Below are 25309 nucleotides of genomic sequence, written 5' to 3'. Positions count from 1 at the left end.
GGCCACGGGTCGCACCTCCAGTAAAGCCGACTTGTGTCATCTAATCCCTGGCTGGATTAACTGAGCAAGATGCGAACATAGCACTCAGCACCGACCATGGTAGACCGATATTAATGCGTTGATGGGGGAAAGGAGAAGTTGTGGCAAAGAAAACAAAAGCTGAACCAGAGACTAAAGAAACTGAATCTGGGTTTAACCTAGGTCAGTTCTTCAACGAAACCAAAGAAGAACTCGCTAAAGTTGTTTGGCCTTCTCGGCAACAGTTGATTAGTGAATCAGCAGCGGTATTGTTGATGGTCATTCTGTCTGCCACCATAATTTACTTGGTAGATGGTTTATTTTCCTGGGCATCAGGACAGGTATTTTGATGAGTTTTGCTGCAGACGAATCCCAAGATTTCGATCAAGAGGTATCAAAACCTGCAAGTCCACGTTGGTACGCAGTTCAGGTTGCTTCTGGCTGTGAAAAACGGGTTAAGACGAACTTGGAACAGCGCATCCAAACTATGGATGTAGGGGACCGGATTTTAAAAGTACAGATTCCCCAAACACCTACGGTTAAAATCCGTAAGGATGGTTCTCGCCAACACAGCGAAGAAAAAGTTTTCCCTGGCTATGTGTTAGTCCAGATGGTGATGGATGATGAAGCTTGGCAAGTTGTCAAAAACACACCAAATGTGATTAATTTTGTTGGGGCAGAACAAAAACGCCGCTACGGGCGTGGCAGAGGACATGTTAAACCCGTACCCCTCAGCTATGGTGAAGTAGAGCGGATCTTCAAGCAAACCGAAGAGCAAGAACCGATTGTCAAAGTAGATATGGCAGTAGGGGACAAAATCATGGTGCTATCTGGTCCGTTTAAAGAATTTGAAGGGGAAGTGATTGAAGTTAGCCCCGAAAGGAGCAAACTCAAAGCCTTACTCTCGATCTTTGGGCGGGATACACCAGTAGAATTGGAGTTCAATCAGATTGAAAAAACAAGCTAGACCCTAGATCATGGCTAAAAAAGTTGTTGCATTGATTAAGTTAGCGCTCCCAGCTGGGAAAGCTAACCCAGCTCCCCCCGTCGGACCAGCACTCGGTCAGCACGGGGTAAATATTATGGCATTCTGTAAAGAGTACAATGCCAAAACTGCTGATCAAGCTGGTATGGTGATACCAGTGGAAATTTCCGTGTTTGAGGATCGAAGCTTTACCTTTATCCTCAAAACCCCACCAGCATCTGTACTGATCAAGAAAGCTGCTGGTATTGAGAAAGGGTCAGCACAACCTAACCGCACTAGAGTTGGTACCCTTACTCGCTCCCAGCTGCAAGAAATCGCCCAAACTAAAATGCCTGACCTCAATGCTAATGATATAGAAGCGGCAATGAAAATTGTGGAAGGCACAGCTAGAAACATGGGTGTAGCCATAACCGATTAGTAAGGATGAAAGATCAAGGATGAAGGATCAAGGATGAAAGATGAATTGACGCTGTAACCTGGAAATTTCAACTTTCAACTTTTAACTTTCAACTTTCAACTTTCAACTTTCAACTCCAATGTATTAACGTAAACCATAGAGGGGGAGGAGTTTTACTTCGCTAAGTACCCCAGGAGATACAGATGCCCAAGAAACCATCGCGTCGATTACAAGAACTAAAAAAGAAGGTTGAAGAGCGACCTTATGAACCCATAGAAGCTCTCAAACTCCTCAAAGAAACAGCCACGGCCAAATTTTCGGAATCCGCTGAAGCCCATATTCGCTTAGGAATTGACCCAAAGTATACTGACCAGCAACTGCGCACTACAGTGGCTTTACCGAAGGGAACAGGTCAGACGATACGAGTAGCAGTGATTGCTCGGGGTGAAAAAGTCTCGGAAGCTACTAATGCAGGGGCAGACATTGCCGGTTCTGAGGAGTTAATTGCAGAAATTCAAAATGGGATGATGGATTTTGACCGGCTAATTGCTACGCCGGACATGATGCCCAAAGTAGCCAGATTGGGTCGTCTCCTCGGACCACGGGGCTTGATGCCTTCTCCTAAAGGTGGTACAGTTACTAATGACATAGCTCAGGCAATTCAAGAATTCAAAGCTGGTAAACTAGAATTTAGGGCTGACCGTACTGGCATTGTTCATGTTATGTTTGGTAAGGCATCCTTTAGCCCCGAAGACTTACTGGTGAATCTGAAGGCTTTGCAGGAAACTATCGACCGCAATCGCCCATCTGGCGCGAAAGGTCGCTATTGGCGTACTCTATATGTGTCTGCCAGCATGGGTCCATCGATTGAAGTGGATATTGCTATTCTGCGTGAACTCAAGCTTGAGGGTGCTGCGTAAAACCGAGATTAGAAATTACCGGACAATTCGACAACACAAACTAGACAATTGAAGAAGGCTTGCGCTGAAGACAGCAGGAGTAACTAGCTTAATATCCTGCCGAGGTTAAAGTACTATGTATCATCTGCCCAGGCACTGATCCTACAGTGAGTGCGATTGTGCTACGCACACGCTACGCGAACGCGGTAATGATACGACCCTTAACCCCGGCCAAGTCTCCGGGGTTTTAGTTTGGTTATTTGTTATCCGTCAGATCTATGTGCTACGCACACGCTACGCGACCGACCGTTCAATACTTATCATTCTTGGTTGAGAGTCAATTAAAAATAAATAATATTTATTTTTATTTATTTTCAATTAACAATTAACCAGTTAACACTTAACAAAATGGGTAGAACACTTGACGAGAAAAAGACAATTGTGGCGGAGCTCAAGCAAACCTTGAGTGAGTCTCAGCTGGCTGTAGTTATTGATTACCAGGGGCTGTCGGTTGCTGAAATTACCGATTTACGGAATCGTCTGCGTCCCACTGGCACGATTTGCAAGGTGACCAAAAACACCTTCATGCGGCTTGCGGTGGAAGAAGACGAAAACTGGCAGCCGATGACAGAATTCCTGAGTGGTACTTCAGCTTTTCTCCTGGTCAAAGACGATGTTGGTAGTGCCATCAGAGCTTACCAGGAGTTTAAGAAAGCCGCCAAGAAGACTGAATTTCGCGGCGGCGTGATGCAAGGTCAAGCCTTAAATGAAGAGCAAGTTAAGGCAATTGCCGACTTGCCTTCTAAGGAGGAACTGATCGCGCAAGTTGCTGGAGCGATTAATTCTATCGCTACCAAACTTGCTGTCGGGATTAATGAGGTACCAGCCTCCTTGGGTCGTAGTATTAACGAGGTGCCAGCTTCTTTGGGTCGATGCATCCAAGGCATTGCTGCCAAGGAAGAAGGCGACAGCTAGTACTCGGTTTTCTCCCTTTCTGAGATTTGTACAACACTTAAGTACAATACTCAACACATTAAACAATTCACCTAAAAGGAGTTATATCAATGTCTGCTACAACTGATGAAATTCTCGAAAAATTAAAATCTCTGACTCTGCTAGAAGCGTCTGAGCTGGTTAAGCAGATCGAAGAGGCTTTTGGTGTCAGCGCTGCTGCTCCTGCTGGCGGTATGATGATGATGGCTGGTGCTATGCCTGGTGCTCCAGCTGCTGAGGCTGAGCCAGAGGAAGAGAAAACTGAATTTGATGTGGTTCTAGAAGAGTTCCCCTCTGATAAGAAGATTGCTGTACTTAAGGTGGTGCGAGGCATCACTGGTTTGGGACTCAAAGAAGCCAAAGAGTTGGTGGAATCTGCTCCTAAAGCGATTAAAGAGGCCATTGCTAAAGAGGCGGCTGAAGACGCTAAGAAGCAACTGGAAGAGGCTGGTGCTAAAGTTACCGTCAAGTAACATCTACTATCATGTCCGGTTGACTAATCATCATATCCCTTATCGGGTAATTGGTAATTGCTAGTTTACGATTAGGGACGATTTGGTAAGTGATTCACGGCACTTGAGCTCAGTTGAATCAACCTCGATTTTTTGGGAGCCGACGCAATCGGCTCCTTTTTTTTTGGCGGGGAATCCCGCCTAGGGCTTGAGAAGACGCTAATTTTAATAACTCCATCCAGTCAGTGAATCCAGTCAGTGAATCCAGTCACTCCATGGAGTCATTAACTTCACCAGTTGATGTGATTTATATCACACCTTTATTTAACTATATCGATAATAATGATTATTAGGGAAAATTATAAGATTAGTCAGCCAAGTCTTTTAATTTATCATTTCAGGGCAAAGCATCTTATTATACGCTCAGCATTATCAGCTCAGGGTAGCACATCTCTGGGTAATTAACTATATCAGTCAATAAATATAATATCATCTTTGATTGACTAATTATCAGATCCGAAATCAGGTAATTTGGAATTGGTAATTTGGAATGGGTGATTTGGAATTGGTAATTGGTAGTTGAGGATTACCCATTACCGATTACGCTTACCCAAAAATATAGAGACTATTTTAGAAGTAATTAACTGGACTTGAACTAATAGATCAGTTCAGATCATTTCAGTAAAGCTGTATCGGTGTCTTCAGCTAAACTTTAGATGCTCTAAATTGTGCCGTGTGTTTTACGTTTAACTAGATTTTACTTGCATTTATGCTCAAACAATTCGAGCAAAGGTCTCTGTCATCACTAACCTAAAAGCACCTCTTTGCAAACTTAACGAATAACTCGTTTGCCGATAAGCCTTAGGGTTGCCTCGGGAGTAAAGTGTGAACCTCTGTATTCTAATTTAGCATGTTCAAAATAAAAACGACACCGCTTATCCTACAAGAGGAAAATAAATTTCCAGACTGTCTGACAATGGAGCTAAAAGTCGAGCCAGTCTCCACAGGAATTTTTCCATCTCGCGAGACAGAGCAATGGAAACTATACCTGACTATACAATTTAATGAACAGTGGGTGCAGATGCCATTCGGTCGAGTTAGGTTCGGACTCAAAGGTGGAGAACTCAGGCTAACCCTGAAAAATGCCAAGATCCCTTTGGCAGCCCGTAACTACAGTGGCTCATTTGACCCTGATGTTGAAAAACAGAGGAAGCAGCAAGAGAATAAAGAAAATCACAGTAAAGTCGAGGCGTCTTGGGATAAGAATAAACCTGGGGTTAAAGCTAACCATGGTCACAAAAATACAGGAGGAACAACCGATGGGTTTCACTTCATTGACTATCAGATCACAACGAAGGGATCAGAAGATTCTCCGGCTTGGGTTTTTGAAGTAAAAACGGGTCAACCAGTGTTTAAAGGATTACTTAAAGAAGTCGAGCTGGGAACAATAGATGTAATGGCAAAGCCTTGGGACATAGAAGCTACCTTTGAAGTTTTTACGCCAGATGTTCATCTGACTGGAGCTGAAGGGTTGTGGTCTCCCGAAATTAGTCGGGAAGAACGTGTAGTCTTAGATAGAGGAATTGCCTTACTGATTCTAAAGCACCAATTAAAACCTTATTTAAGTAAAGTGGTACTAAAGTATGACTAACGAACAATCTAAACCGGTAACTAACGAAAAATTTAACCAGGATTTGGAAGAATTAATCAGAAGTGTTGAAGGCGCTAACACTACTAATTTTTCTACACTGGCGGAGATAGCTGATCTAAATCTTTCTGAAGACTTGGCTAGAGTTGACTTAAGCGGGGTTAACTTAGAAAATGTTAATCTGAATAATGCTGATTTAAGAGGAACGATTTTTAGGAATGCCAATCTGAGCGGTGCTGATCTTAGAAATGCTAATCTAACCGGTGCTGACTTTAGTAATGCTATTTTAGACAACGCTAAATTTGGTAATAATTTAGGGCTTACTGAGGATATTATATCTGCTCTCAAGGCTCAAGGGGCAATTTTTTTTGATGATTATAAGGAATTCTTGCTTCCTATAGAAAAATTACATAATGTAGAAGCTCTCTGGAAGCAGGGTATCAAAAAAACACTTTTGATGATAGAGGAATTGAGTGATAGGGATGTGGAATGGATGATTGCTACAGGAAGCAAGAAAGAAATTATTGCCGATACTACGCTTATAGAAGAAGGGAAAGAGATTGATGCACTGTATATAGTGTTGGATGGACAGTTTACAGTTTCAGTTGAGGGCAGAGATATTGCTGAATTATCGGGAGGTGAAGTAGTGGGAGAAATGTCTTTTCTAACACGAAGTTTACCTGCCGCTACTGTTACGGCTGTAAATGACTCAGTAGTTTGGTCAATTTGTCGGCAGCAATTGCAGGAAAAGCTACAGCAAAATACAGATTTTGCTTCCCGTTTTTACAAAGCTATTTCTATTATTTTAGCTGATAGATTACTCGGCCAATCTTATCAAAATAAAGCTTCCAAAATTCAGCAATCACCTAACTACTATGGCAGCTCTAAAAATCTTAATGATCCGGCTGATTTGACTCGTTATGCTACACAACAAAAATTCGAGTTTCTAATCAAAGGATGTCGGACAAGTGCTTGAGTTAAACCCAACTATTTACCACTTATCACATTTATCAATTTGGTGAGGTACTTTTGTCCTAGGTTGCACAGAAGGGGTGCATCTCATGTTTGCTGTTTGACCCGGTGGGTGGAACGGGCATCTTGCCCGTTACAATCGGGGGGCTTTACGAACCCTGGCTACGAGGCGGAAAATAACGGCGAGCCCCCCCTAACGCACCCTACGCAACTGAGAATAATTAGTTAATACATAATTAGAGGGAGTGATAAAATCCTAAAGAGGGTGTTGGAAAATCCTAGCATTAGAAAATGCGATTTGGCGATCGCGTAGCCTCGCATGATTAATTTATTTCTCTTTTCTTGCCGCTAAACCTTTTGAATAATCTATCATGGCACTTAAAGGAATATTCATCATCACGTGAATAGTACTCTTTAATCCAGGTTTGTAGAAATTAAAAATTCGCTTCTTGTTCTTTGGGAGTCTTATACTTATGAGGCTCCCATGGTCTGAGTCGATTGTTTTCTAGGCATTTTTCAACTCCAGGATTCAAAAATATCATCTCTGATGAATATTTGGCGGCTGTTTCAATTAAACTTCCGTAGCATCCTTCAATTATCCATTCAGGATTTTTTTGAATAAAGTCGATTAATAATCTCTCGCTTTCCGCATCTTCCCGTCTTACTCCTGGTAGATCGGGTATCCAAGTAATAGTATCTAGATCTAATATGGGTAAGCTTAACTCAACCTGTAATTTTAAGGCTAAGGTAGTTTTTCCTGCTCCAGAGTTACCGAATATCAGTATCTGTCTCATGTTTTAAGGAAATAGACAAAAAGTAAGCATATACGCTACGCGCACGCTACGGAACCCTTAGCTATCAGCTATCAGCCGGGGAGCCTTGAGCACTACAGTCTTGATCAGGGAATTAGGATTACTTTTTACTTTAAATCGGCTTCCCAAACAGCAATGTAAATGCGATCGCTATCGTTTCGTTGAATCACACCCTGCAAGCTGTTATTGTTACCACTGGAAAATTTATAGGTCTTAGACTCACGCTGATATACATCTTTCAGTCCCTGTTTAATGTCAGTGGAGATGTTGTTACTGAGCAGCTTGTTTAAGGTCTGTGACATGATTTCTAAGTCAACGGATTGGGAAAAGGTAACTTCCGTTTGGCGCAGACGCCCAGAACTTCGATCGAACAGGTATCCTAGGTCTACATGATTGGGGACAACGTTTTTATAAAGGAAAGCGCGAGTCTTCCACATGCCGTTTGATTGTTTTGTGGGCTTGCCTAAAGCATATTCCACTGCTCTTCGCTGAGTTCCTGGGGGAAATTTGGGAATAGCGTTGAGCTGAGCAAGATTTGGGTTATTGGTATTGTTTTCTACGATGGGTGAAGGTTCGGTGATAGGTTTCGGTGTCCTTACTGGAACTGGTTTTACAGTAGTGTCTGGTTTTGATGGGGATGTTGGTGTGACCGGATCAGTTACGGTAGTCTCTGGTTGTGATGGGGATGATGGTGTGACCGGATCAGTTACGGTAGTCTCTGGTTGTGATGGGGATGATGGTGTGACCGGATCAGTTACGGTAGTCTCTGGTTGTGATGGGGATGATGGTGTGACCGGATCAGTTACCTTAGTTTCTGGTTGTGATGGGGATGATCGATCCTTGGTCTGGGACTGTGATGGGTATGATGGTGTTTCTGGTTTAGTTACTGGTTGTGATGGGTTATTGGTCTGGGACTGTGATGGGTATGATGGTGTTTCTGGTGATGGGTCTTTTGATGATACTTTTTTATCTTGCGGTTCTTGAGAACTTGGCTTGTCTGGGTATGATGTTGATTTAGATTGATCATAGGATGGCACGGTCGTAGAGGGATTCAAGAATTTGTTGAATCCTGAACCAAATGCCACCACAATCAGTAATATACCGCCTCCGATTAAACCTCCCTTTAAAACTGCCTTGTAACTATCGTTTTGTTTTACAGTGACTGGATAAGGGCCTTTAATAGTGGACACTGAACCGTTGTTGGCTGGTGGCTCACCGGGAGAAATGGGGACTGTTGCTACGGTACCGTTGTTGGCTGTTGATGGGGCACCGGGAGACATGGGGACTGTGGCTTCCGTAGGTGATGCCGGGTCAGATTGGAGAGCATCAAGCATTTGTCTGGCACTAATAAAGCGATCGCGTGGATGGAATCGAATCGCTTTGTCGAGCACTATTCCTAGGTTTGAATAAAGGGGTGGGGCATCTTCACGCCATAAAATCTCACCAGTCCTCTCATCTGTGTGGAATAGCTGTGGTATTTTACCCGTGAGCAAAAAAATTGCTGTCAGCCCCAAACTGTAGAGATCACTGCTATAGGTTGGGTGTCCTGCTGACTGTTCCGAAGACATATAGCCAGGAGTGCCAATTATAATTGATGCTGGGTGGGGGGTGCCAGAGTTAGTGACTACGGTACTCATTGCTTCTTTGACTGCACCAAAATCAATTAGAACTGGTACTCCATCTCGTTGGCGGATAATGATGTTATCTGGCTTTATGTCCCGATGAATGATACGGCGAGAGTGGACATACTCTAGAACTTTTAACAAACTAATTAGGAGTTCCCTAACTTCAATCTCAGTAAATTTTTTTCCCTGTCTGACCAGTGTTGTAAAGGTATTTCCTCGAATCCACTCTTGAACCAGGTAAAACTTTTCGGCTTCAGAGAAATAGGCATAAAGTCTCGGAATCTGGTCATGTGCTTCCCCTAAGGCTTCTAAAACAGCTGCTTCTCGTTGGAATCGCTCTTGGACGAGCTTGTAAGCTTTAGAATTATGAGCCAATGCCTTAAGTTGCTTAATCACACACCGCCGTCTTGAGGGCATATGGATATCTTCGGCGAGAAAGGTGTCACCGAACCCACCCGAACCTAGAGTCTCAAGGACACGGTAGCGATTGTTTAAGAGTTTTGCATTCATGACGGATTCAGGGACAATTGGGTTCAAAGTGTGCTCTTGATTCTAATGTTAAGCTGCTGTCCGATTGAATTGGATGGTTGAGCAATGAGTTATTGGTAATTATTCATTGGTCATTTGTGCATAACAGGAGACTGTGCTTCCTCAAAACCAACTCAGGACTGAAAACAGTTATTTAGCATCCTACGGGATAATGACATTCAACTATGCATAAAAGTCAATGGTTATGATGAAGGTAGTAATAATTCTTAATATTAACTGAACCCAACGTGGAAACAGATTTTACTCAACACAGTGCCAAAACCGAAAAGCCTTGTGTTTTAGTCTGCCAACATAAGTCTTGTTTAGCAGCCGGTTCAGCTGAGGTGCTGGCTGCCTTTGAGCAAGCTGAGGTTTCTGAGTTTAGCGTAATTGGTACAACTTGCCAGGGACAGTGTAGTTCTGGTCCAACGGTGCGGATTGTTCCAGAGGAGACTTGGTATTGCCGAGTCAAACCACAAGATGTGCCGGTAATTGTGGAAGAACATCTCCAAGGGGGTAAGTTAGTAAGGGCAAAACTCCATCCCCGCATCCATATGAGTTTTGGCTATTAGGTATAGCAGTTTTCCATGCTTTTAGGGAGTCGGGAGTCGGGAGTCGGGAGTCGGGAATCGGGAGTTGGGATGGACGGGGTGGACTGACCCACTCCCGACTGAAGCACTCAGGACTAATCTCGCAAGACGTAGCCAACACCGCGCACGGTTTGGACTAGACGGTTTTCGTTGTTGGCTTCTAGCTTCAGGCGCAAGTAGCGAATGTAAACTTCTATGATATTAGAGTCACCCATAAAGTCATAACCCCAGACTCTTTCCAGGATTTGCTCTCGGGTGAGGACTTGTCGGGGATGGGCAAGAAGATATTCGAGTAGATCAAATTCTTTGACAGTCAGTTCAATTAATCGCTGACCTCGATAGACTTCACGGGTGCTATGGTTTAAACTTAAGTCGGCAAATTGGAGGATGTTGGGGTCTTCGGTTTGATTGCGTCGCAGATGAGCTCGGACTCTGGCTAATAATTCCTCTACGCTGAAGGGTTTGACTACGTAGTCATCAGCACCAGCATCTAAACCACTAACGCGATCGCTTACTTCATCTTTAGCGGTTAATAAGATAATCGGCACCTGATTACCAGTACTGCGCAGGCGTCGGCAAATTTCTGGTCCTGATATCCCCGGTAGCATCCAGTCGAGTATTACTAAATCTGGATTAGATTCCCGCGCTTCTCCCAAACCAGCTAAGCCATCGTAGGCAACACTAACCTGATAACCTTCGTACTTCAGTTCCAGTTCAATAAACTGGGCTAGTTTGGTTTCATCTTCGACAACTAAAATATGGTGGGTCATAGCTTAATGGTTTCTAGGCCAAACAAGAGGTGCGACCCGTGGCGAATTTAATTCTTAATGGGTCAAGGGCACCTATGTAAGTTTTCAGGACTAATACAGATTGGTCAATATAGGGTAATACTTGTTAAATGATAGCTCTAATCATAACGGTTCTAATCATTAATCATATCTTCCATAACAATAGTCTTATAGTATTTTGCTATGGATAAATTTGGGAGATAATCGGTGCGTAGACTAATCCTTCGTTTAGGAATTGCATTCATAGTCGGCTTGTTTGGGTTGATCAGCTACTTTACCAGTGTCTCTGAAAACCCAGTAACTGGGGAAAAGCAGCGCATCCAACTTTCCCCCCGTCAGGAAGTGGTGATTGGGTTACAAGCACGGAAATGGCCGCTCAACACGGTGGTCTTTACCAAGATAAAGCCCTTCAAGGATATATTTCTCAAGTGGGAGAGCGGATTGTCAAAAAGTCGGCAGCCTCTGGTTCACCTTATCCCTTTGAGTTCTATTTGTTGAGTGACCCTAACCCTAGTAATCGGATTGAACAACTCCAGAGTCTGATTGCTAAAACTTACCCTAATGGTATTCCTGCTAATCTGCAAGAGGGTCGGGAGCAGTTTGCTCGGAATGTTAAAGGGTCACGGTAAGGAGTGTGGTGCTAGATTAATCAGCCTCAAGGTATACTGCGTTAGGAGTTGGTTTGATATCTCCAGGTATAACTATGGCCGTTAATCAAGATACACTTTGGGACCGTTTCTTATCCCCGATCATCGGTAGCTTGATTGATTTTGAAAAGCTGCAGCAGTTTGACGAAACTATGAATTGGGAAGCTGAGTGCGTTCGCGTAGCGGCTCGTATCGAGCATCGCTTCCGTAACCCTGACCTAATCTATCCTGACTATTACAGCACTCAGAATTTCCATGGTATTGAAGGGGGCTACTTGAATGGAAGTGCAGCCACAACCTATGACCCAATTACCCAATATGCATTGCCCCCTAATGAAGCCTGGGTCCGTCAGGGGTTGATTGATACTATAGTAGGGAAGCCACGACGAATTCTGGATTTGGGCTGTGGCACCGGTTCCACAACCTTGATGTTAAAGCAGAGGTTTCCTGATGCCGAGGTCATTGGTCTTGACTTGTCACCTTATATGCTGGTCATGGCTGAGTATAAAGCTAAGAAGGCTAATGTGGATATTCAGTGGCTTCATGGTATGGCTGAACAGACCGGTTTAGCTGATCAGTCTTTTGATCTAGTTACTGCATCACTGTTGTTTCACGAAACTCCACCTAAGGTAACTCAGTCGATCTTGCATGAATCCTTTCGACTGCTGCAAGGGGGAGGACAAGTCTTGATTCTAGACGGGAATCAGACTACGATCCGGGAGGCGAATTGGCTAACAGAAGTTTTTGAAGAACCCTATATCAAGGCTTACGCTAACGGTAGTATTGATGCTTGGATGGGGGCAGCTAGTTTTGAAGCAGTGCGCACTACCCAATGGTGGTGGCTGCATCAAATAACTCAGGGTATAAAACCTTTGTCAGTAGGGAAATCAGCTGTTTGGGAATCTCAATCTCAGAGGAATTTTCCAGATGATATTGCGTCACAAGGGCTGCCGGTTCCAGCGGTATAGTGCCTTTCTCAAGTAGTAAGCATTCAGCGGTCAGCGCTCAGCGCTCAGCAGACTTAACTCAGATAAATGAATGGTTACCTGTTTTATTCAAAAGTCAAGTAGCGTCGCACAGGCTTCTAGCCTGTGAGGTATAGCAGTCGAAGCAAAGCTTAGGACATATTTATTTTCCCTGCTCCCTGCTCCCTGCTCCCTGCTCCCTGCTCCCTGCTCCCTGCTCCCTGCTCCCTTTAAACCAAAATACTATGTCCTAAACTATACTTCAGTGCCTATAACCCATAAGCTGATAGCTGATAGCTGATAGCTGATAGCTGACCTCAAGTAAGCACTTGGACACAATTAACCTTGACTGTTAAGATTAGTAACGTTGAATGTTAAAATAAGGGAATAGGCAAGGGGTAACGGGGAACAAAAAAGGGTTGATTAACGTTATTTTTTTTATGCTTATAAACAATAGTAACAGAATTTATCTCTAGGTACTTATGAGTTTGAAAGCAGTTCTGTTTGATTTTAACGGAGTAATAATCAATGATGAGCCGATTCACGAAAAACTAATTGAGGAAATTATTATTGGGGAAAATTTGCGTCCGGATTCCGAAGAGTTTCGACAGGTTTGTACAGGCAGAGGCGATCGCTCTTGTCTGCGAGAGTTACTTAAGCGTCGGGGTCGGGTGGTTACGGAGGATTACTTAAACCAGCTAATCAGCCGCAAAGCTGCTGCCTATCAACGTCAGCTAGAAAGTATAGAAACGTTGCCCATTTATCCTGGTGTGGAGGATTTAATGGTTCAGATCAAGGGTGCTCAGATACCGATGGCTCTGGTAACTGGAGCACTGCGGAATGAAGCAGAAGTGGTGCTCAATCGCGCTGGTTTAGCTCACTATTTTAGTTTGATTGTTGCTGGTGATGATATTACTACTAGTAAACCGGAACCGGATGGCTATCTGCTAGCGGTAGAGCGGCTCAATCAAGTTTATGGTAACCTGAACTTAAAACCTGGGGAATGTCTAGTGATAGAAGATTCTTTGGCTGGAATTGAGGCGGCGAAGCGAGCTGGCATGCCAGTGGTAGGAGTGGCTAGTACTTATCCCCTTCATATGCTACAGCGTCACGCTAACTGGACTGTGGATTATTTGAATCAGCTGGAATTAGAACGGGTGCAGCAGGTCTATTCTGGGGTATCACCTCAGCCAGTAGCAGAAATCTAGACCATACAAGGGCACAGGGATATCAGTCCCGGTGCTAGAATAAACACAATAAACAAAAGTACTAGGGGGAATTGGCTCAGTTGGTAGAGCGCTGCGATCGCACCGCAGAGGTCAGGGGTTCGAATCCCCTATTCTCCATAGATAGCAGGTAAGCTATCAGTTTTCAGCCGTCAGCCGTCAGCCGTCAGCCGTCAGCCGTCAGCTAAAGGCTCACGCTACGCAAACAGCTTTGTGGCAAAGCTTTCGACGCTTTGACATAACTCAGATTAAACGAATGCTGAACTGTTGTCTTGATGCAAAGCGCTGATGGGGGGAACCACGGCAGTCGCTGATGGGGGAGACCACGGCAGTCGCTCATGGGGGAAACCCCCTTTGGCGGCGCTGCCTCCCCAAGACCGCGCTGCCTCCCCAAGACCGCGCTGCATCGCTTATTCAAAAGCTGATAGCTGATAGCTGATAGCTGATAGCTGATAGCTGATAGCTGATAGCTGATAGCTGATAGCTTACATATTACCTATCCCTGAACTGGTTCAACCAATTGGTCAAATCCACCTCGGTTTCAAAATCTAACAATGCTTCCCCTAAATCCTCCAACTGGGAAAAGGATAATTGCTCAATTTGATGCTGTAATTGGGGATTGAGCTGACCTAGGCGACGGTTAAGTAGACGGATAATTAAATTAAGCTCATTGCGCTTTCCTTGTTCTAATCCTTGTTCTAATCCTTGTTCTAATCCTTGTTCTAATCCTTGTCCTAATCCTTGTTCTAATCCTTGTTTTAATCCTTGTTTTAATCCTTGTTCTAATCCTTGTTCTAATCCTTGTTCTAATCCTTGTTTTAATCCTTGTTCTAATCCTTGTTCTAATCCTTGACGAATAATGCGTTGATAAACCACCGACTCTTGCATGATATCCTCCCGAAAATAAGCTTGAATTAACTGCTCATCAAATTTCACCCCAGCCAAGAGTTGCACGCAAGCAGATAGGTTACGCTGCTCTTGTGTATCTTCAATCATATCGATTTTGGCTGCTACCTGGGAGAGTAATGTTTCTGGGACTTCAGCTTGTGCTAATACTGCCAAGGGTAGTAACCCCGGGGTTGTCAGTAACGGTTGTGGATCACATTCCCAAATCCGAATCACTCGGTAGTGGAAGGATAGGTTCGGCTCGGTAAATTGATTCACAAATACTCCCGCTAATCGGGTTGGTTTCAGAAAAATTATTACCTGGTTAATCTTACAGCGATACTGGCGATACAACCTCACCCAATAATCCAGCATCCGCAGGGGTAAGGGAGGTTCAGATTGGGGTAAGGTTTGAAATTCCAAATGCAAAATCGCATCAGCAACCCGCACAAAAAACAAGGCATCTGCCCGAATTGGTTCTGTACTTAATTCGGTGTTGAGAATTTCTATATCTTCTGGTGGTTCCTGGTTCCACAACCAACGGGTAAAGGCTTGGGGATATTGTTCCACTAAATACTTCAGGGTACTGTCGTAAGTCATAACACATATAGTAAAGGGAGTAGGGAGTAGGGAGTAGGGAGTAGGGAGTAGGGAGCGGTGCGACCCCGCGCTTTTTCAAAGCTAAGCGTGAACGCGCACTCCCTGGGAATATGGCATCAAAAATTATCACAATTCCTACACGGATTGCTATTAAGTATTTTAATCTGCTGGTTACCCCTTCAGAACTAGATGTCTATGTGACTCAGTTTTTTAAGAATCCGAAGCACCTGATACAAATCATTTCCGGGATTGCGCAGTGAAAATTCAGCAGATGTCCCATATCTGGGCTTTTCACTCTTAACTAGTTTGATGAAAATGAAGGTACCACCAGTGGTAATCATGCCATAGCTTGGTTGATCTGGGTTGGGATTAGCTAACATGTAGGCCAGAATTTGGGGTAGTCCAGCTTCTATGGAGAAGCTAGCCTGTTTGGATTCGATAATCGTCATCCAAAATTCGTTATGTAAGACTAGGGTATCAATGCTTCCTTTGACAATAATGCCGTGGTCATCAACAGAAATATCTACGGTTTTTTCGGCTTTGATGTGAAAGGGTTCCAGATAAAATTTTCCGATAAATAGCAGGGGGGATAGGATGGCAAGATTAACGGTTTTTTCTAGTAAGGGTGGGTAATAGAGTAAATTAAAATAACCAGCTTTAACGTCATCTAGTAATTGCTGTTGTAATTCGCTGATTTCTGGTAAGTTGTCTTGCCACTCGTGAAAGAATTGGTTATCGTTAACTAGCTGAAGATTGACTAGGGTCTTTAATTGCTTGAGGGTGACGTCTTTAGCTTGGATTGTTTCTACCATTGTTGTTAAGTTGTTGGTGGTGATCAAGGCATAAAAACGGAAAGTTACACGTTACAGGTTAGTTCAGACTTAAATTGATAACCGCTTAATTGGGTATACTAAAATACTTATCCAACATTCCGCCGGAACTCGGCAGGGGTGTGCCCGGTCCAACGCTTGAAGGCTCTGCGGAATGCACGATCTTCTGAGTAACCCAGCAAACAAGATATGGCTTCGATACTGAGTCTGGCGTCACTGAGGAATTGTTGTGCGTTTGCTTGACGAGTTTCGTCTAACAGTTGCCGAACGGTGATACCATGGTCTTGGGTCAAGCGTTGCAAAGCACGAAGACTCATGTTCATCTGTCGTGCTAGGGCTTCTGCACCATATTCAGAACGTTCAGCATTGTGAGCGATCGCATCACGGACCCTAGATAGTTCCGGAGAATTACTAGAACCTGCTAACCGTTCTCGCACCAGGTCTAGATGGCTCTGGATATAACGAAACAGATCCGGATCAGGCTGTTTGGTGGGTAGGTCTAGGGCCCCTTGACGAAACACAAGGGCATTGTGGGATTGTTGAAAGCATACTGGGCTACCAAAGAACTCTTCATAAACCTGGATTGGTCCGAAGGGCAGGTGAGTAAAGTCCACGCGCAGAAGGATATCATCTGCTCCTAAAATTTCCCGCATATAGCGCAAGCCCAAAGCTAGTCCCACTTCAGCAGCGCAACCCCCATCTTCGGCATCCATGGGATGATGCATGTGTAAAATCCCCTCTGAAGAGGACTCAATCAGGGCGATGTGCAGTTGATCCGATAGCACAGACCGATAGCGGACTAAGTTCTGCAACGCTTGTCTGAGATTTTCAGCATATCTAGCTCCATAGGCTAGTGTTCCAAAGTATGAGAAGGGAGTAGCACTGGCCATGTGGAGTGCGATCGCTTCCCCTGGGTAAGCCTTGGTCAGTAAGCGCCATACCGTTGGTACCAGATGTTGAGACAGATGGGCATCGGGATCGAGCAGATCGGTACGGGTTAGTCCTGTGGCGGCAGTGATCTGTTCCATGTCTACTCCCCGTGCCACTGCATAAGCTACGGTACTCGCCACCACGCTAGCTAGCATTTCGGGTTTGTGCAATCTGTCGTGAAATGTCCGTTTTGGTGCGCCCATTGTCCTTATCACACCTCTGCCAAACGTGGCACTTTGGTTATAGAAAGCTCGTCAGCTTATGCGCTACGCGCACGCTACGCGAACAGCTCTCAGCTCTCAGCCGTCAGCTTAAAACAAGCTATTCGGCTGACAAGTTCAACGGACTCAAAGCCAAAGACTATTAATTCCTAGCTTGGGCGTTCGCTTAGCGTGTCCGTTCGCGTAGCGTGGCCAAAAGGCCAAAAGGCCAGAGAACTGAGATTAAACGAATGCTTAGCTCTTTCATTCAAAAGCTGTTCGCGCAGCGTGCGCATTAGCTGATAGCTGATAGCTGATAGCTGATAGCTGATAGCTGATAGCTGATAGCTTCAAAACCATTATAGTGCCCCATGAGCTGCATTATCGGTTTGCCATTTTTAAGGCATTTGATGACAGGGTTGCACCTTTAAATTTACTCAAGGAATTTTTCAGCAAAGCAAGATTAAAGGAGTAGAACAATGAGTGAATATAATGTAAACGATCGATTTGATGCCCAGGATCTCCTCAAGAAACCTGGTGAAGGAGAAAGGACAGCCACGGACATGATTATCATGGCTCGATCCAGACACATGGGTGGTGATTTCTCAGTGATGCAGGGTGTGATCAATCCCGGTCACTTGCTGTCACCCCACAGCCATAAGTTTTGCGATCAACTGGTCTACGTGATATCGAGTGAACTTGTCTTCGAGATTGGGGGTGCAGATGGACTAAGGTTTACAGCTCCTGCGGGAAGCTATGTCCAAAAGCCACGGGGCATTGTCCATGCTTTCTGGAACTCCACCGATACACCAGCTCATTACATTGAGCTGTCAGGTCAGGAAACCTTTGAGGGATTCGTTGACTCCTTGAAGGGGGGCGATCGCAAAGGTGTGGCAAACGCAGAGCGGGACTGGGGCATGGTTTTTGCTCTCGACGAAATTCCAAGGCTGATCAAGGATAACAACCTCACGGGCCTTGCCATGTCCGAGACTCCCGACTTACCCAATCTACCTAATCTTCCGGAACCAGTGGCAAAGCTGTTTAGCAATATGAAGTTGCGCTAGAAAATCTTGTAAAAGTGGGGAGATGGAGAGATGGGTAGGTTGTTGAGAATTCTAGGGATAGCGATCGCATCGGCTTATTTTGCCTCGATGTTAGCACTTAACAGTGCCACAGCAACCATCCCTACACCGCCATCTCCCTTACTGGCAAAGGATTTTACTGGGCAAACAGCGATAATCTCAGCCCAAGCTCTCGAATCATCGAGCAATCAAATTGCCATACCGGTCAAGGCTGAGATTGATGCTAAAACTCAGGTGTTGTTTGAGCAACTTTTTGAGGGATTTGGACTATTAAATATCCTGATTATCTTTTTACTTACCGTCGGTCCGCTCAAGCTAATTGTACCTTTTGTGAAGCTGACAGCTAATGCGGATCCGGCCTTGCGTCGCCAGCTTGCCTTACGGGGTTTTGGCATATCTACCTTAGTTATTTTTGCAGTAGCACTACTTTGCCAAAATGTTCTGAAAGCCTGGCAAATTGATATCTCAGCCATGCTAATCGCAACAGGTATTATCCTTTTTTTAGTGGCTCTGCGAACAGTATTAGCTCAGTATAATCCCCCCACAACTAAGGATAACTACCCGGTAAATCCTTCTCTGAAATTAACGATTAATCCTTTAGTTTTTCCCAATATTTTAACTCCCTATGGCATTGCTGTTGTGGTGACTATGAGCGCCATGTTTGGACGGATGGCAATTGCTCCGGGTTCTATGTTTTTGCTATTATTTGTGGTTATGGTACTCAACTTAGGAGTGATGTTGGTCGCCCATCCCCTTTTGAATCTCATCAAACCCGTGACTCTAAGAGTGCTTGGTTTTGTGTTTGGGGTGATGCAGGTGGCTCTGGGACTGGATATGATTTTGACTGGAGTGAAACTGGAAGCGATTGCACTGAAATTTTTACTGGGCTTGTAACATCATCTCCACATAATTACCCTATCTGGCCACATACTTCCCACACTCCCCTCTCTTTCCCTATTTCCTATCCCAGACCAAGCTTTTGTCGCAACGCATCAGGCATATTCTCGGCTTGGTCCAAACCTCTGGCATTTTTCCACTTCGTCTGTCGATCCCACAAGATGCCTTTAAGGTCCGCACTAGTGAGGTCCGCACCACTGAGGTCTGCACCACTGAGGTTCGCACCACTGAGGTTCGCACGACTGAGTATAGCTGATCTCAGGTCAGCTATACTCAGGTCAGTTTTACTGAGGTTCGCTTCCATCAGTAATGCTTTAGCAAGGTTAGCTACTCTGAGGTTAGCTCCAGCAAGGTTGGCTTTAGTGAGATCAGCTCCAGTAAGGTTAGCTCCACTAAGTTCAGCGTCATTGAGAGTAGCTTTATTGAGTATAGCATTCGCCAGGTCAATGTCAGTCAAATCGGCTTTTGGGGCATCCAGCCCCCTCATGGAAACACCATACTTGTTCAAAACCTCAAGGGCTTCTACTCTGGCATAGCTAGTAGAGACTCCCGTTCCTGCGGCATTATCAACAATTTGCCATGCCTCATAGATTATCCTGTTTCTGCGTTCTGGACTTTCTAGTATGTAAAAAGATGCTCCAAATAAAAGAGCGAAACCTTCAAGATTGTCTACTGTACAGACGAATAATAGTTGCTTTGCCAAACAAGACAAAACTGAGTCTTTAGATGAGCAAACTTGTTCGGTTTGAGTTGTCTTTTGCTGCAATAGACTTAATACCACTAGAACCAAGTAAGCAATAATGAGAGCAACCACTACACGAAACCAAGTCTTGCTTAGACACTTGTTTAATAAGCCAATCACCTGTATCCTTTTTTCTTAAAAGTCCTGATTCTATTTGCAGTATATAGCAGGTCTTAATGGAGAGAGGTAATTTCGTCCTAGGTTTTAGGGAGTAGGGAGTAGGGAGTAGGTAACTAACGTTGCCAAAGGGCATTGCCACCATGAGCAACTGCCGTGGTTTCCCATGACCAACAACGGGAGTGAGATTGGTTTTAGCACTTCTGCCTTATTTGAACTTGTAAATACATGATTGCGTGTTGTATTGCATATTGTTATTATATGCTATAAGAAAAATGTTATCCTGCCCCTGCGCAGCCGCCCCATAATTTGGTGGATGGCCATTGCAGCTGTTACTCCCTTCTAGATTGGGGGATGGGTACCTTGGGTGGGATTCTGGAGCTGGTGCTCTAGCCATCAGAATCCCTGGGAATTTCTCGTGGTCAAAAAGCGATGGGTCGTGGAGGGAACCAGGAGCAGGTCAGAGTTGAATAACAAATCAACTATATATAGATTTTATCGTACTTATGAGGGGCAGTCAGTGTCTTGATGAAGTCGGCCAATGGGTGAAACTCTCAGGAGAGGGATGTATCCCTACTATCTGTTCCGAAGTCTCTGCTCCCATTAACCCAGAACGAAAGTACCTCAAGCAATTGAGAAATGCTATAAGTGATATACTCCCAGGGCACCTGATGATTTAGAGATGATTTTAAGTTAACTTATATTGTCTTAAACTAAGCTGATCTAGCTGGAGGATTATCTTAGACTCTAAGGAAATCAAGCAGTTGCATCATTAAGCTAAAGCAACCCAACAGCCACAAAAGATGGTTGTTAAGGTCTAAATTATTCTCTAACTATATTAGTTATATCACTCAGGGCAAACGCATCTAAATTCTAGAAGCCTTACTCAAAAGCGATGGAGCTCCTTAATCAGGGGGTTTCCAGTACTCCCTATTGCATCAAGACAAATATTTTTTTTATTTGAAAATTAATCAGCAAAACTTAATCAGCAAATCTACCTATCCTATGAATTTAATATCCAGTAGGCATTTCAAAAGAAGATGCGTCTACCTTGGTATATCACTAGCTGTGATGCTTGTGCTGGTGTGGAGTCATGGGGCAGTGGCTCAACAGACTGCCTCAATAGACCCTGAACTGAAGGGCGTCCTGGACACGATCTGGTTGGTGATAGCAGGATGTTTCGTATTTTTTATGAATGCGGGATTCTGCTTATTGGAAACCGGTTTTTGTCGCAAGCAAAATGCGATCAATATTTTGGCAAAGAACCTAGTAGTGTTCAGTATCGCCACAGTAGCCTTCTGGCTTTGCGGAGCTGGATTAATGTTTGGTGGTAACAATCCCTGGATTGGGACTGAAGGGTTCTTTTTTAGTGGCCAGGACATTTTTAACCCCGGTGGTTCTGACTCTCTGGCTATGAGGGAAGCTAAGTTTTTCTTTCAATTAATGTTTGCTGGCACCGCAGCAACCATTGTTTCTGGAGCGGTGGCCGAGCGCATGAGATTTTTGAGCTTTCTAATCTTCAGTTTCTTGCTAGTGGGATTTTTGTATCCCATCACCGGACATTGGGCGTGGTCGGAGTCTGGATGGCTAACCGAGATCAGTCTCCGAGATTCTGAGAAATTAGCATTTTGGGATTTTGCCGGTTCAACGGTAGTCCACACCGTGGGAGGAGCTGCTGGCTTGATGGGAACCATCGTCCTGGGGGCACGGGCTGATAAATATCGTGACATTGAGCCATCAGAGTTCGATAAACTTGAGCCACGACAAAAAACTAAGTTTAACAAGAAAATTGAACCCTTAAACGGGCATAATACCACCCTTGCCACCTTGGGATGTCTGATTCTCTGGCTAGGTTGGTTTGGGTTTAATGCTGGCTCTACCTTAGAGGCCACTTCCCCCGCCATTCCTCACATTGTTTTAACCACTACTTTAGCAGCCGCAGCTGGTGCAATTAGCTCGATTATCTTTTGCTTTGTCAGATACGGTCAACCCAGTCTTGCCTTTATCATCAATGGCATTTTGGGGGGATTAGTTAGCATCACCGCACCCTGCGCTTACGTTAGTTTATTAGACGCAGTAGTGATTGGGTCTATCGGGGGAGGAATCCTGGTGCCTCTTGTTACTGAGCGATTATTAGATTGGTGGGAAATTGATGACCCAGTTGGTGCTATTCCGGTTCACTTTGGTTGTGGATTATGGGGAACCCTAGCGGTGGGATTGTTTAGCATCGGACCAAACACTATAGAAGCAAACAAAGGTTTGGCCTGGGCTTACGCTCTTGGAGATGGACCTGCTCCAGGGTTTTTGCGCGGAGGTGGCCCCAGTCAACTGATTGTGCAATTATTAGGTGCTGTTGTTGTTATTATTTTTATTTTACTATCCAGTAGAATTATTTTGTATGTACTTGCTCACGTCATGCCTGGTGGGATCAGAGTATCCGTAGATGAAGAAAGAGAGGGTTTGGACAAATCCACCTTTGAAGACAAAGTTCAAGATGTTTACCAAGACCAAATCGATAGGTTATGGGAAAAACTAGAGGATTTGCAAAAGATTAGCAAAAACAATTAAATAAAAAACACCAAATGACAAGCTTAGAACCAGGATATTCTCTGAAAGATGGCGACTATATCATCCAAGGTGAATTAGGAACGGGGACCTTTGGAACGACTTACCAAGCCACTCGTCAGTTACACGATGGTCAGGAAGAGATTGTTGCGATAAAAATTGGCAAAGATGAATTACCCGATAATCAACGAAGCGAAAGAGAACAAAAATTTAAAGATGAAGCGAAGCGACTCAAGCAATTTAACCATAAGCATATTGTTAAATTCATAGAGTACTTCTATGACCAGACCATAAACCGTCCTTGCCTGGTGATGGAATATATCGAGGGAAAGACCTTAGAGACACTTACTCAACCAGAGAGTGGACTTCCAGAGGAACAAGCCATCAACTATATTAAACAAGTTGCCGATGCATTAGCAGCAATGCATGAGGTGAATTTGATTCATAGAGATGTCAATCATCGTAATATTATGGTGAGACATGGAACCGAAGAAGCAATACTGATTGATTTTGGCATCGCCCGGGAATTTGTTCCCGACCGGACAATAGAGCTAACACAACAATGGTCTGAATATTATGCTCCACCCGAGCAACAACAACGCCGCCTTAGAGCAGGCCCACGAGTTGATATCTATGCCTTATCTGCCACTTTCTATTTTTTGTTAACCGGACAGAAACCAGTTAGCAGCAGAGACAGGGAAAGTGAAATCAAAATATATAAAAGAGACCCTCAAAAACAAGATACCGAAAAATTCGTCAGTAACCTAGCTTTGAGAAGAGCAATTCTCAAAGGGATGGAATTAAATCCAAAGCGAAGATCTCATTCAATCTCAGACTGGCTAAACTTACTAGAGCCTTCACAAGAAAGGAATCGAACTGAGATTTCAAGATGGGTGATTGGAGTTATATTCGGTTTGGTGCTATTAGCGGCTGTTGCTATTCCATTGATAAATAATCTATTTGATTCAGATAATCAATCTAATTCAGATAATCCCCCTCCTGACACTACTCCAAGTAGCACTGAATGGGAGGAACTTGAAGCTAAAGCTTTCTCGGCAATTGATCAACTGAGAGCAAACAAAGATTCTAAAAAAGCAAGAGAAGTACTCAATCTATTTGAGCAAAATAAAAACAAATATAAACAAGATCCAAAGTTTTATATTCAATTTAGTGAACTAACACGTTTCTATGCTGAAGACTTAGCTGGAAAATCCAGTGGAGGAGTTGAGAAGGCAATTACAAAGCTGGAAGAAATTGAGCTAATGCTGGAATATAACTTCGAGATCGAAAGTCTGCCAGAAAATCATCCCATCACTAAGGAATATACACAAGTTACCAAGCGTCTAAATAAGATGAAAAAATCCCTTAAGGAGAACAATTAGCGCTTGGACGACAAGTTTATAAATTATAGCAATTATTTAAATAAGAGCCAGAGCAATCATCCCCAATAAAGCCAAAGCTGATACAATTGTAGAAACACCTTTCTTATCCTCAGATAAATCCTCTTGTTCTTCAATGGGTTCCTTAATGGTTTCCCAGCACGCCTCTCTAATCGTCGCACTCCACTCACTGCCCATTTCTGAAAACCAAAACACATTAGGATCACCTATATATGGTTGACGGTTAATGGTTTGCTCTTCACGCTTGACGGAGATTGGGTGACGGTTAATGGTTGAGCCTTGACGGTTAATGGTTGAGGCTTGACGGTTGACGGAGATTGGGTGACGGTTATGGTAGTATTCGGACTGATATCGGTAAGTCTCAAAAATAATTTGTTTCGGCTGATCACCAGTAACGGTATCCTTTTTCTGTGACATCGATTAACACCCGATTCTAAAGGTTGACAAGGTAAGCATTCAGCTAAGGCACTACCTGCTGAATGCTGAGTGCTAATAGCTGATTTCTAAGTATCTATAGACTTATCGGGCGAACTACCAAGGATTATGCAGAAAATTTTCAATACCAGTAAGCGGTCAGCTGTCAGTGGTCAGTAGTCAGTAGTCAGTGGTCAGTGGTCAGTGCTCAGCTTATTTTATTCAAAAGCACCTCAAAGTGGCACAGGCTTCCAGCCTGTGACCTAACCCATAAGCTAATAACTAATAGCTAATAACTAATAGCTTACAGCTGATAGCTAATAACTGATAACTGATAACTGACAGCTTATAACTGATAGCTGTTCGCGTAGCGTGCGCGTAGCGCTTAAGCTGATAGCTTACCTCTCGATAGCATAAGCCTCAACTTCCAAGCGAAGCATTTTGACATGAGTCAAGCCTTGACTATCTATTGGATAGCGCTGGATGTACCTATCCACAACAGTATTCAAAAATGTTTCTCTCAATTCCTGAGGAATTCTATTGGTATACGGAAACCAGGTTGTTCTTAACCACCCTTTCAATCCTTCTTTGCCTTGATGCTGCATATCCTTAGGAATTAACTGCAAACGTTGAGCTTTAAATCCATTTTCCGGTAACCATCTTTGATAGTCTTCAATGCCATAAAATGAATAAGGAAAGTTAAAGTCTATAAAATACTCTTTCCAGTCTGGAGCAGTAATAATTTCATCTATGATCAGCAGTAATTCCCTAGCATTACCCTTACCTCCCATCTGAAACAGTAATTTTCCGTGAGGTTTCAGGTGATTACGAATGCCTTTTAAAACTGACCCATGGTCAGTGATCCAATGTAAGACAGCATTAGAAAAGATAACATCAAAGCTATGGTTTAGGTTAATCGCTGTAGCATCCATAAGTTTAAAGTCTAAATTAGGATACTCTACTGCTGGAAATGTCGTAAGCATTCAGGTGTAGAGATTGACAAAGTCACCCCACTCACTTCAAAAGCGGAATCAGAGACAATTCGTGAGAACGCTGCCTGACTGCTAAGGACACAGCCTGACTCAGGAACTTTATGGTATTA

29 protein-coding genes, 1 tRNA gene and 1 other annotated feature are annotated in these 25309 nt (G+C 43.8%); of the genes, 19 read left to right on the top strand and 11 right to left on the bottom strand.

All coding sequences use genetic code 11. The features are described 5' to 3' along the window. The first annotated feature begins 140 nt into the window (after positions 1-140). The 8 genes from secE (at position 141) to F6K46_RS17235 (ending at position 6368) form a co-directional block, all read left to right on the top strand. Positions 141-368: a preprotein translocase subunit SecE gene (gene secE, locus F6K46_RS17270; RefSeq protein WP_071105457.1), complete on the top strand. Its 228-nt coding sequence runs from the start codon at positions 141-143 to the stop codon at positions 366-368. After that, complete coding sequence (nusG, locus tag F6K46_RS17265) at positions 368-985, top strand: transcription termination/antitermination protein NusG (protein WP_070394160.1); 618 nt, start codon at positions 368-370, stop codon at positions 983-985. The genes secE and nusG overlap by 1 nt, the downstream gene beginning before the upstream one ends. Positions 986-995: 10 nt before the next feature. Then, positions 996-1421, top strand: coding sequence for a 50S ribosomal protein L11 (rplK, locus tag F6K46_RS17260; RefSeq protein WP_070394159.1), 426 nt, complete (start codon positions 996-998; stop codon positions 1419-1421). A gap of 182 nt (positions 1422-1603) precedes the next feature. After that, positions 1604-2320, top strand: a complete 717-nt coding sequence (gene rplA, locus F6K46_RS17255) for a 50S ribosomal protein L1 (RefSeq protein WP_070394158.1) — start codon at positions 1604-1606, stop codon at positions 2318-2320. Positions 2321-2366: 46 nt separating this feature from the next. Beyond that, positions 2367-2559: a sequence feature (ribosomal protein L10 leader region), on the top strand. Between the two features lie 148 nt (positions 2560-2707). Beyond that, positions 2708-3274: a 50S ribosomal protein L10 gene (rplJ, locus tag F6K46_RS17250; RefSeq protein ID WP_070394157.1), complete on the top strand. Its 567-nt coding sequence runs from the start codon at positions 2708-2710 to the stop codon at positions 3272-3274. 89 nt (positions 3275-3363) lie between these two features. Beyond that, positions 3364-3765 carry a 50S ribosomal protein L7/L12 gene (rplL, locus tag F6K46_RS17245; RefSeq protein WP_070394156.1) on the top strand — a complete coding sequence of 134 codons (402 nt, stop codon included), beginning with the start codon at positions 3364-3366 and terminating at the stop codon, positions 3763-3765. Positions 3766-4654: 889 nt separating this feature from the next. Continuing rightward, positions 4655-5395, top strand: coding sequence for a hypothetical protein (locus F6K46_RS17240; RefSeq protein ID WP_293058971.1), 741 nt, complete (start codon positions 4655-4657; stop codon positions 5393-5395). Further along, complete coding sequence (locus F6K46_RS17235) at positions 5388-6368, top strand: pentapeptide repeat-containing protein (RefSeq protein ID WP_293058967.1); 981 nt, start codon at positions 5388-5390, stop codon at positions 6366-6368. Before F6K46_RS17240 ends, F6K46_RS17235 begins: the two co-directional genes overlap by 8 nt. A gap of 430 nt (positions 6369-6798) precedes the next feature. Here F6K46_RS17235 and F6K46_RS17230 read toward each other — a convergent pair whose 3' ends face one another. Beyond that, positions 6799-7158, bottom strand: a complete 360-nt coding sequence (locus F6K46_RS17230; protein ID WP_293058964.1) for an AAA family ATPase — start codon at positions 7156-7158, stop codon at positions 6799-6801. Between the two features lie 125 nt (positions 7159-7283). Beyond that, a complete protein-coding gene (locus tag F6K46_RS17225; protein WP_293117185.1) occupies positions 7284-9311 on the bottom strand; it encodes a serine/threonine protein kinase in 2028 nt (675 codons plus the stop codon). A 266-nt stretch (positions 9312-9577) separates the two neighbouring features. Here F6K46_RS17225 and F6K46_RS17220 point away from each other — a divergent pair, with 266 nt between their 5' ends. After that, positions 9578-9901, top strand: coding sequence for a (2Fe-2S) ferredoxin domain-containing protein (locus tag F6K46_RS17220; protein WP_293058958.1), 324 nt, complete (start codon positions 9578-9580; stop codon positions 9899-9901). 113 nt (positions 9902-10014) lie between these two features. Here the strand turns inward: F6K46_RS17220 and F6K46_RS17215 are convergent, their stop codons facing one another. Further along, positions 10015-10689, bottom strand: coding sequence for a response regulator transcription factor (locus tag F6K46_RS17215; protein ID WP_293058955.1), 675 nt, complete (start codon positions 10687-10689; stop codon positions 10015-10017). A gap of 386 nt (positions 10690-11075) precedes the next feature. Here F6K46_RS17215 and F6K46_RS17210 point away from each other — a divergent pair, with 386 nt between their 5' ends. The 4 genes from F6K46_RS17210 (at position 11076) to F6K46_RS17195 (ending at position 13665) form a co-directional block, all read left to right on the top strand. Next, positions 11076-11336 (top strand): hypothetical protein, encoded by a 261-nt coding sequence (locus F6K46_RS17210; RefSeq protein ID WP_293058952.1) that lies wholly within the window; start codon positions 11076-11078, stop codon positions 11334-11336. 74 nt (positions 11337-11410) lie between these two features. Continuing rightward, the gene (locus F6K46_RS17205) at positions 11411-12322 is read left to right on the top strand and encodes a class I SAM-dependent methyltransferase (protein ID WP_293058949.1); all 912 of its coding nucleotides are present in this window, start codon (positions 11411-11413) and stop codon (positions 12320-12322) included. A 479-nt stretch (positions 12323-12801) separates the two neighbouring features. After that, positions 12802-13527 (top strand): HAD family phosphatase, encoded by a 726-nt coding sequence (locus tag F6K46_RS17200; RefSeq protein ID WP_293058946.1) that lies wholly within the window; start codon positions 12802-12804, stop codon positions 13525-13527. Positions 13528-13592: 65 nt separating this feature from the next. After that, positions 13593-13665: transfer RNA gene (locus F6K46_RS17195), tRNA-Ala, on the top strand. Positions 13666-13793: 128 nt separating this feature from the next. Here F6K46_RS17195 and F6K46_RS17190 read toward each other — a convergent pair. From F6K46_RS17190 to F6K46_RS17175, 4 genes are all read right to left on the bottom strand, one after another. Continuing rightward, positions 13794-13952, bottom strand: coding sequence for a hypothetical protein (locus tag F6K46_RS17190; RefSeq protein ID WP_293117182.1), 159 nt, complete (start codon positions 13950-13952; stop codon positions 13794-13796). An 85-nt stretch (positions 13953-14037) separates the two neighbouring features. After that, on the bottom strand, positions 14038-15030 hold the full coding sequence (locus tag F6K46_RS17185; RefSeq protein WP_293058941.1) for a DUF4351 domain-containing protein: 993 nt from the start codon (positions 15028-15030) through the stop codon (positions 14038-14040). Positions 15031-15215: 185 nt separating this feature from the next. Continuing rightward, entirely contained in the window at positions 15216-15842 is a 627-nt protein-coding gene (locus F6K46_RS17180; RefSeq protein WP_293058938.1) for a restriction endonuclease subunit R, read from the bottom strand. 107 nt (positions 15843-15949) lie between these two features. Further along, positions 15950-16993: an AraC family transcriptional regulator gene (locus F6K46_RS17175; RefSeq protein WP_293058936.1), complete on the bottom strand. Its 1044-nt coding sequence runs from the start codon at positions 16991-16993 to the stop codon at positions 15950-15952. Here F6K46_RS17175 and F6K46_RS17170 point away from each other — a divergent pair. Next, complete coding sequence (locus tag F6K46_RS17170; RefSeq protein WP_293058933.1) at positions 16993-17157, top strand: hypothetical protein; 165 nt, start codon at positions 16993-16995, stop codon at positions 17155-17157. The two genes, F6K46_RS17175 and F6K46_RS17170, sit on opposite strands and share 1 nt — an antisense overlap. A gap of 3 nt (positions 17158-17160) precedes the next feature. Here F6K46_RS17170 and F6K46_RS17165 read toward each other — a convergent pair whose 3' ends face one another. Beyond that, positions 17161-17286 (bottom strand): hypothetical protein, encoded by a 126-nt coding sequence (locus F6K46_RS17165; protein WP_293058930.1) that lies wholly within the window; start codon positions 17284-17286, stop codon positions 17161-17163. Positions 17287-17469: 183 nt separating this feature from the next. On the opposite strand from F6K46_RS17165, the gene F6K46_RS17160 reads away from it, so the two are divergent. Beyond that, positions 17470-18054 (top strand): cupin domain-containing protein, encoded by a 585-nt coding sequence (locus F6K46_RS17160; protein WP_293058927.1) that lies wholly within the window; start codon positions 17470-17472, stop codon positions 18052-18054. Positions 18055-18084: 30 nt separating this feature from the next. After that, positions 18085-18966, top strand: coding sequence for a MarC family protein (locus F6K46_RS17155; RefSeq protein WP_293058924.1), 882 nt, complete (start codon positions 18085-18087; stop codon positions 18964-18966). Positions 18967-19033: 67 nt separating this feature from the next. On the opposite strand, the gene F6K46_RS17150 is transcribed toward F6K46_RS17155, so the two are convergent. Then, the gene (locus F6K46_RS17150; RefSeq protein ID WP_293058921.1) at positions 19034-19783 is read right to left on the bottom strand and encodes a pentapeptide repeat-containing protein; all 750 of its coding nucleotides are present in this window, start codon (positions 19781-19783) and stop codon (positions 19034-19036) included. 551 nt (positions 19784-20334) lie between these two features. On the opposite strand from F6K46_RS17150, the gene F6K46_RS17145 reads away from it, so the two are divergent. The 3 genes from F6K46_RS17145 to F6K46_RS17135 all read left to right on the top strand — a co-directional run bounded on the left by F6K46_RS17145 (position 20335) and on the right by F6K46_RS17135 (position 23775). Continuing rightward, the gene (locus tag F6K46_RS17145; protein WP_293058918.1) at positions 20335-20508 is read left to right on the top strand and encodes a hypothetical protein; all 174 of its coding nucleotides are present in this window, start codon (positions 20335-20337) and stop codon (positions 20506-20508) included. 391 nt (positions 20509-20899) lie between these two features. After that, the gene (amt, locus tag F6K46_RS17140) at positions 20900-22396 is read left to right on the top strand and encodes an ammonium transporter (RefSeq protein WP_293059046.1); all 1497 of its coding nucleotides are present in this window, start codon (positions 20900-20902) and stop codon (positions 22394-22396) included. Positions 22397-22410: 14 nt separating this feature from the next. Next, complete coding sequence (locus F6K46_RS17135; RefSeq protein ID WP_293058915.1) at positions 22411-23775, top strand: serine/threonine-protein kinase; 1365 nt, start codon at positions 22411-22413, stop codon at positions 23773-23775. Positions 23776-23811: 36 nt separating this feature from the next. On the opposite strand, the gene F6K46_RS17130 is transcribed toward F6K46_RS17135, so the two are convergent. Together F6K46_RS17130 and F6K46_RS17125 are read right to left on the bottom strand one after the other, a co-directional pair. Next, on the bottom strand, positions 23812-24210 hold the full coding sequence (locus F6K46_RS17130; protein WP_293058912.1) for a hypothetical protein: 399 nt from the start codon (positions 24208-24210) through the stop codon (positions 23812-23814). 395 nt (positions 24211-24605) lie between these two features. Then, a complete protein-coding gene (locus tag F6K46_RS17125) occupies positions 24606-25190 on the bottom strand; it encodes a methyltransferase domain-containing protein (protein WP_293058910.1) in 585 nt (194 codons plus the stop codon). Positions 25191-25309: the final 119 nt, after the last annotated feature.

This window comes from Moorena sp. SIO3E8 (genome assembly GCF_010692445.1).
GTDB lineage: Bacteria > Cyanobacteriota > Cyanobacteriia > Cyanobacteriales > Coleofasciculaceae > Moorena > Moorena bouillonii.
Note: the sequence above shows the minus strand (reverse complement) of the source record. Positions and strands in the feature narration are given on the sequence as shown.

What these genes read in the sequence shown, in the direction of transcription:
- nusG (WP_070394160.1), top strand. Translation starts at nt 368, where the DNA reads ATGAGTTTTGCTGCAGACGAATCCCAAGATTTCGATCAAGAGGTATCA.
- rplK (WP_070394159.1), top strand. Translation starts at nt 996, where the DNA reads ATGGCTAAAAAAGTTGTTGCATTGATTAAGTTAGCGCTCCCAGCTGGG.
- rplA (WP_070394158.1), top strand. Translation starts at nt 1,604, where the DNA reads ATGCCCAAGAAACCATCGCGTCGATTACAAGAACTAAAAAAGAAGGTT.
- rplJ (WP_070394157.1), top strand. Translation starts at nt 2,708, where the DNA reads ATGGGTAGAACACTTGACGAGAAAAAGACAATTGTGGCGGAGCTCAAG.
- rplL (WP_070394156.1), top strand. Translation starts at nt 3,364, where the DNA reads ATGTCTGCTACAACTGATGAAATTCTCGAAAAATTAAAATCTCTGACT.
- F6K46_RS17240 (WP_293058971.1), top strand. Translation starts at nt 4,655, where the DNA reads ATGTTCAAAATAAAAACGACACCGCTTATCCTACAAGAGGAAAATAAA.
- F6K46_RS17235 (WP_293058967.1), top strand. Translation starts at nt 5,388, where the DNA reads ATGACTAACGAACAATCTAAACCGGTAACTAACGAAAAATTTAACCAG.
- F6K46_RS17230 (WP_293058964.1), bottom strand. Translation starts at nt 7,158, where the DNA reads ATGAGACAGATACTGATATTCGGTAACTCTGGAGCAGGAAAAACTACC.
- F6K46_RS17225 (WP_293117185.1), bottom strand. Translation starts at nt 9,311, where the DNA reads ATGAATGCAAAACTCTTAAACAATCGCTACCGTGTCCTTGAGACTCTA.
- F6K46_RS17215 (WP_293058955.1), bottom strand. Translation starts at nt 10,689, where the DNA reads ATGACCCACCATATTTTAGTTGTCGAAGATGAAACCAAACTAGCCCAG.
- F6K46_RS17210 (WP_293058952.1), top strand. Translation starts at nt 11,076, where the DNA reads ATGGCCGCTCAACACGGTGGTCTTTACCAAGATAAAGCCCTTCAAGGA.
- F6K46_RS17205 (WP_293058949.1), top strand. Translation starts at nt 11,411, where the DNA reads ATGGCCGTTAATCAAGATACACTTTGGGACCGTTTCTTATCCCCGATC.
- F6K46_RS17200 (WP_293058946.1), top strand. Translation starts at nt 12,802, where the DNA reads ATGAGTTTGAAAGCAGTTCTGTTTGATTTTAACGGAGTAATAATCAAT.
- F6K46_RS17190 (WP_293117182.1), bottom strand. Translation starts at nt 13,952, where the DNA reads ATGCAGCGCGGTCTTGGGGAGGCAGCGCGGTCTTGGGGAGGCAGCGCC.
- F6K46_RS17185 (WP_293058941.1), bottom strand. Translation starts at nt 15,030, where the DNA reads ATGACTTACGACAGTACCCTGAAGTATTTAGTGGAACAATATCCCCAA.
- F6K46_RS17180 (WP_293058938.1), bottom strand. Translation starts at nt 15,842, where the DNA reads ATGGTAGAAACAATCCAAGCTAAAGACGTCACCCTCAAGCAATTAAAG.
- F6K46_RS17175 (WP_293058936.1), bottom strand. Translation starts at nt 16,993, where the DNA reads ATGGGCGCACCAAAACGGACATTTCACGACAGATTGCACAAACCCGAA.
- F6K46_RS17165 (WP_293058930.1), bottom strand. Translation starts at nt 17,286, where the DNA reads ATGCGCACGCTGCGCGAACAGCTTTTGAATGAAAGAGCTAAGCATTCG.
- F6K46_RS17160 (WP_293058927.1), top strand. Translation starts at nt 17,470, where the DNA reads ATGAGTGAATATAATGTAAACGATCGATTTGATGCCCAGGATCTCCTC.
- F6K46_RS17155 (WP_293058924.1), top strand. Translation starts at nt 18,085, where the DNA reads ATGGGTAGGTTGTTGAGAATTCTAGGGATAGCGATCGCATCGGCTTAT.
- F6K46_RS17145 (WP_293058918.1), top strand. Translation starts at nt 20,335, where the DNA reads ATGAGGGGCAGTCAGTGTCTTGATGAAGTCGGCCAATGGGTGAAACTC.
- amt (WP_293059046.1), top strand. Translation starts at nt 20,900, where the DNA reads ATGCTTGTGCTGGTGTGGAGTCATGGGGCAGTGGCTCAACAGACTGCC.
- F6K46_RS17135 (WP_293058915.1), top strand. Translation starts at nt 22,411, where the DNA reads ATGACAAGCTTAGAACCAGGATATTCTCTGAAAGATGGCGACTATATC.
- F6K46_RS17130 (WP_293058912.1), bottom strand. Translation starts at nt 24,210, where the DNA reads ATGTCACAGAAAAAGGATACCGTTACTGGTGATCAGCCGAAACAAATT.
- F6K46_RS17125 (WP_293058910.1), bottom strand. Translation starts at nt 25,190, where the DNA reads ATGCTTACGACATTTCCAGCAGTAGAGTATCCTAATTTAGACTTTAAA.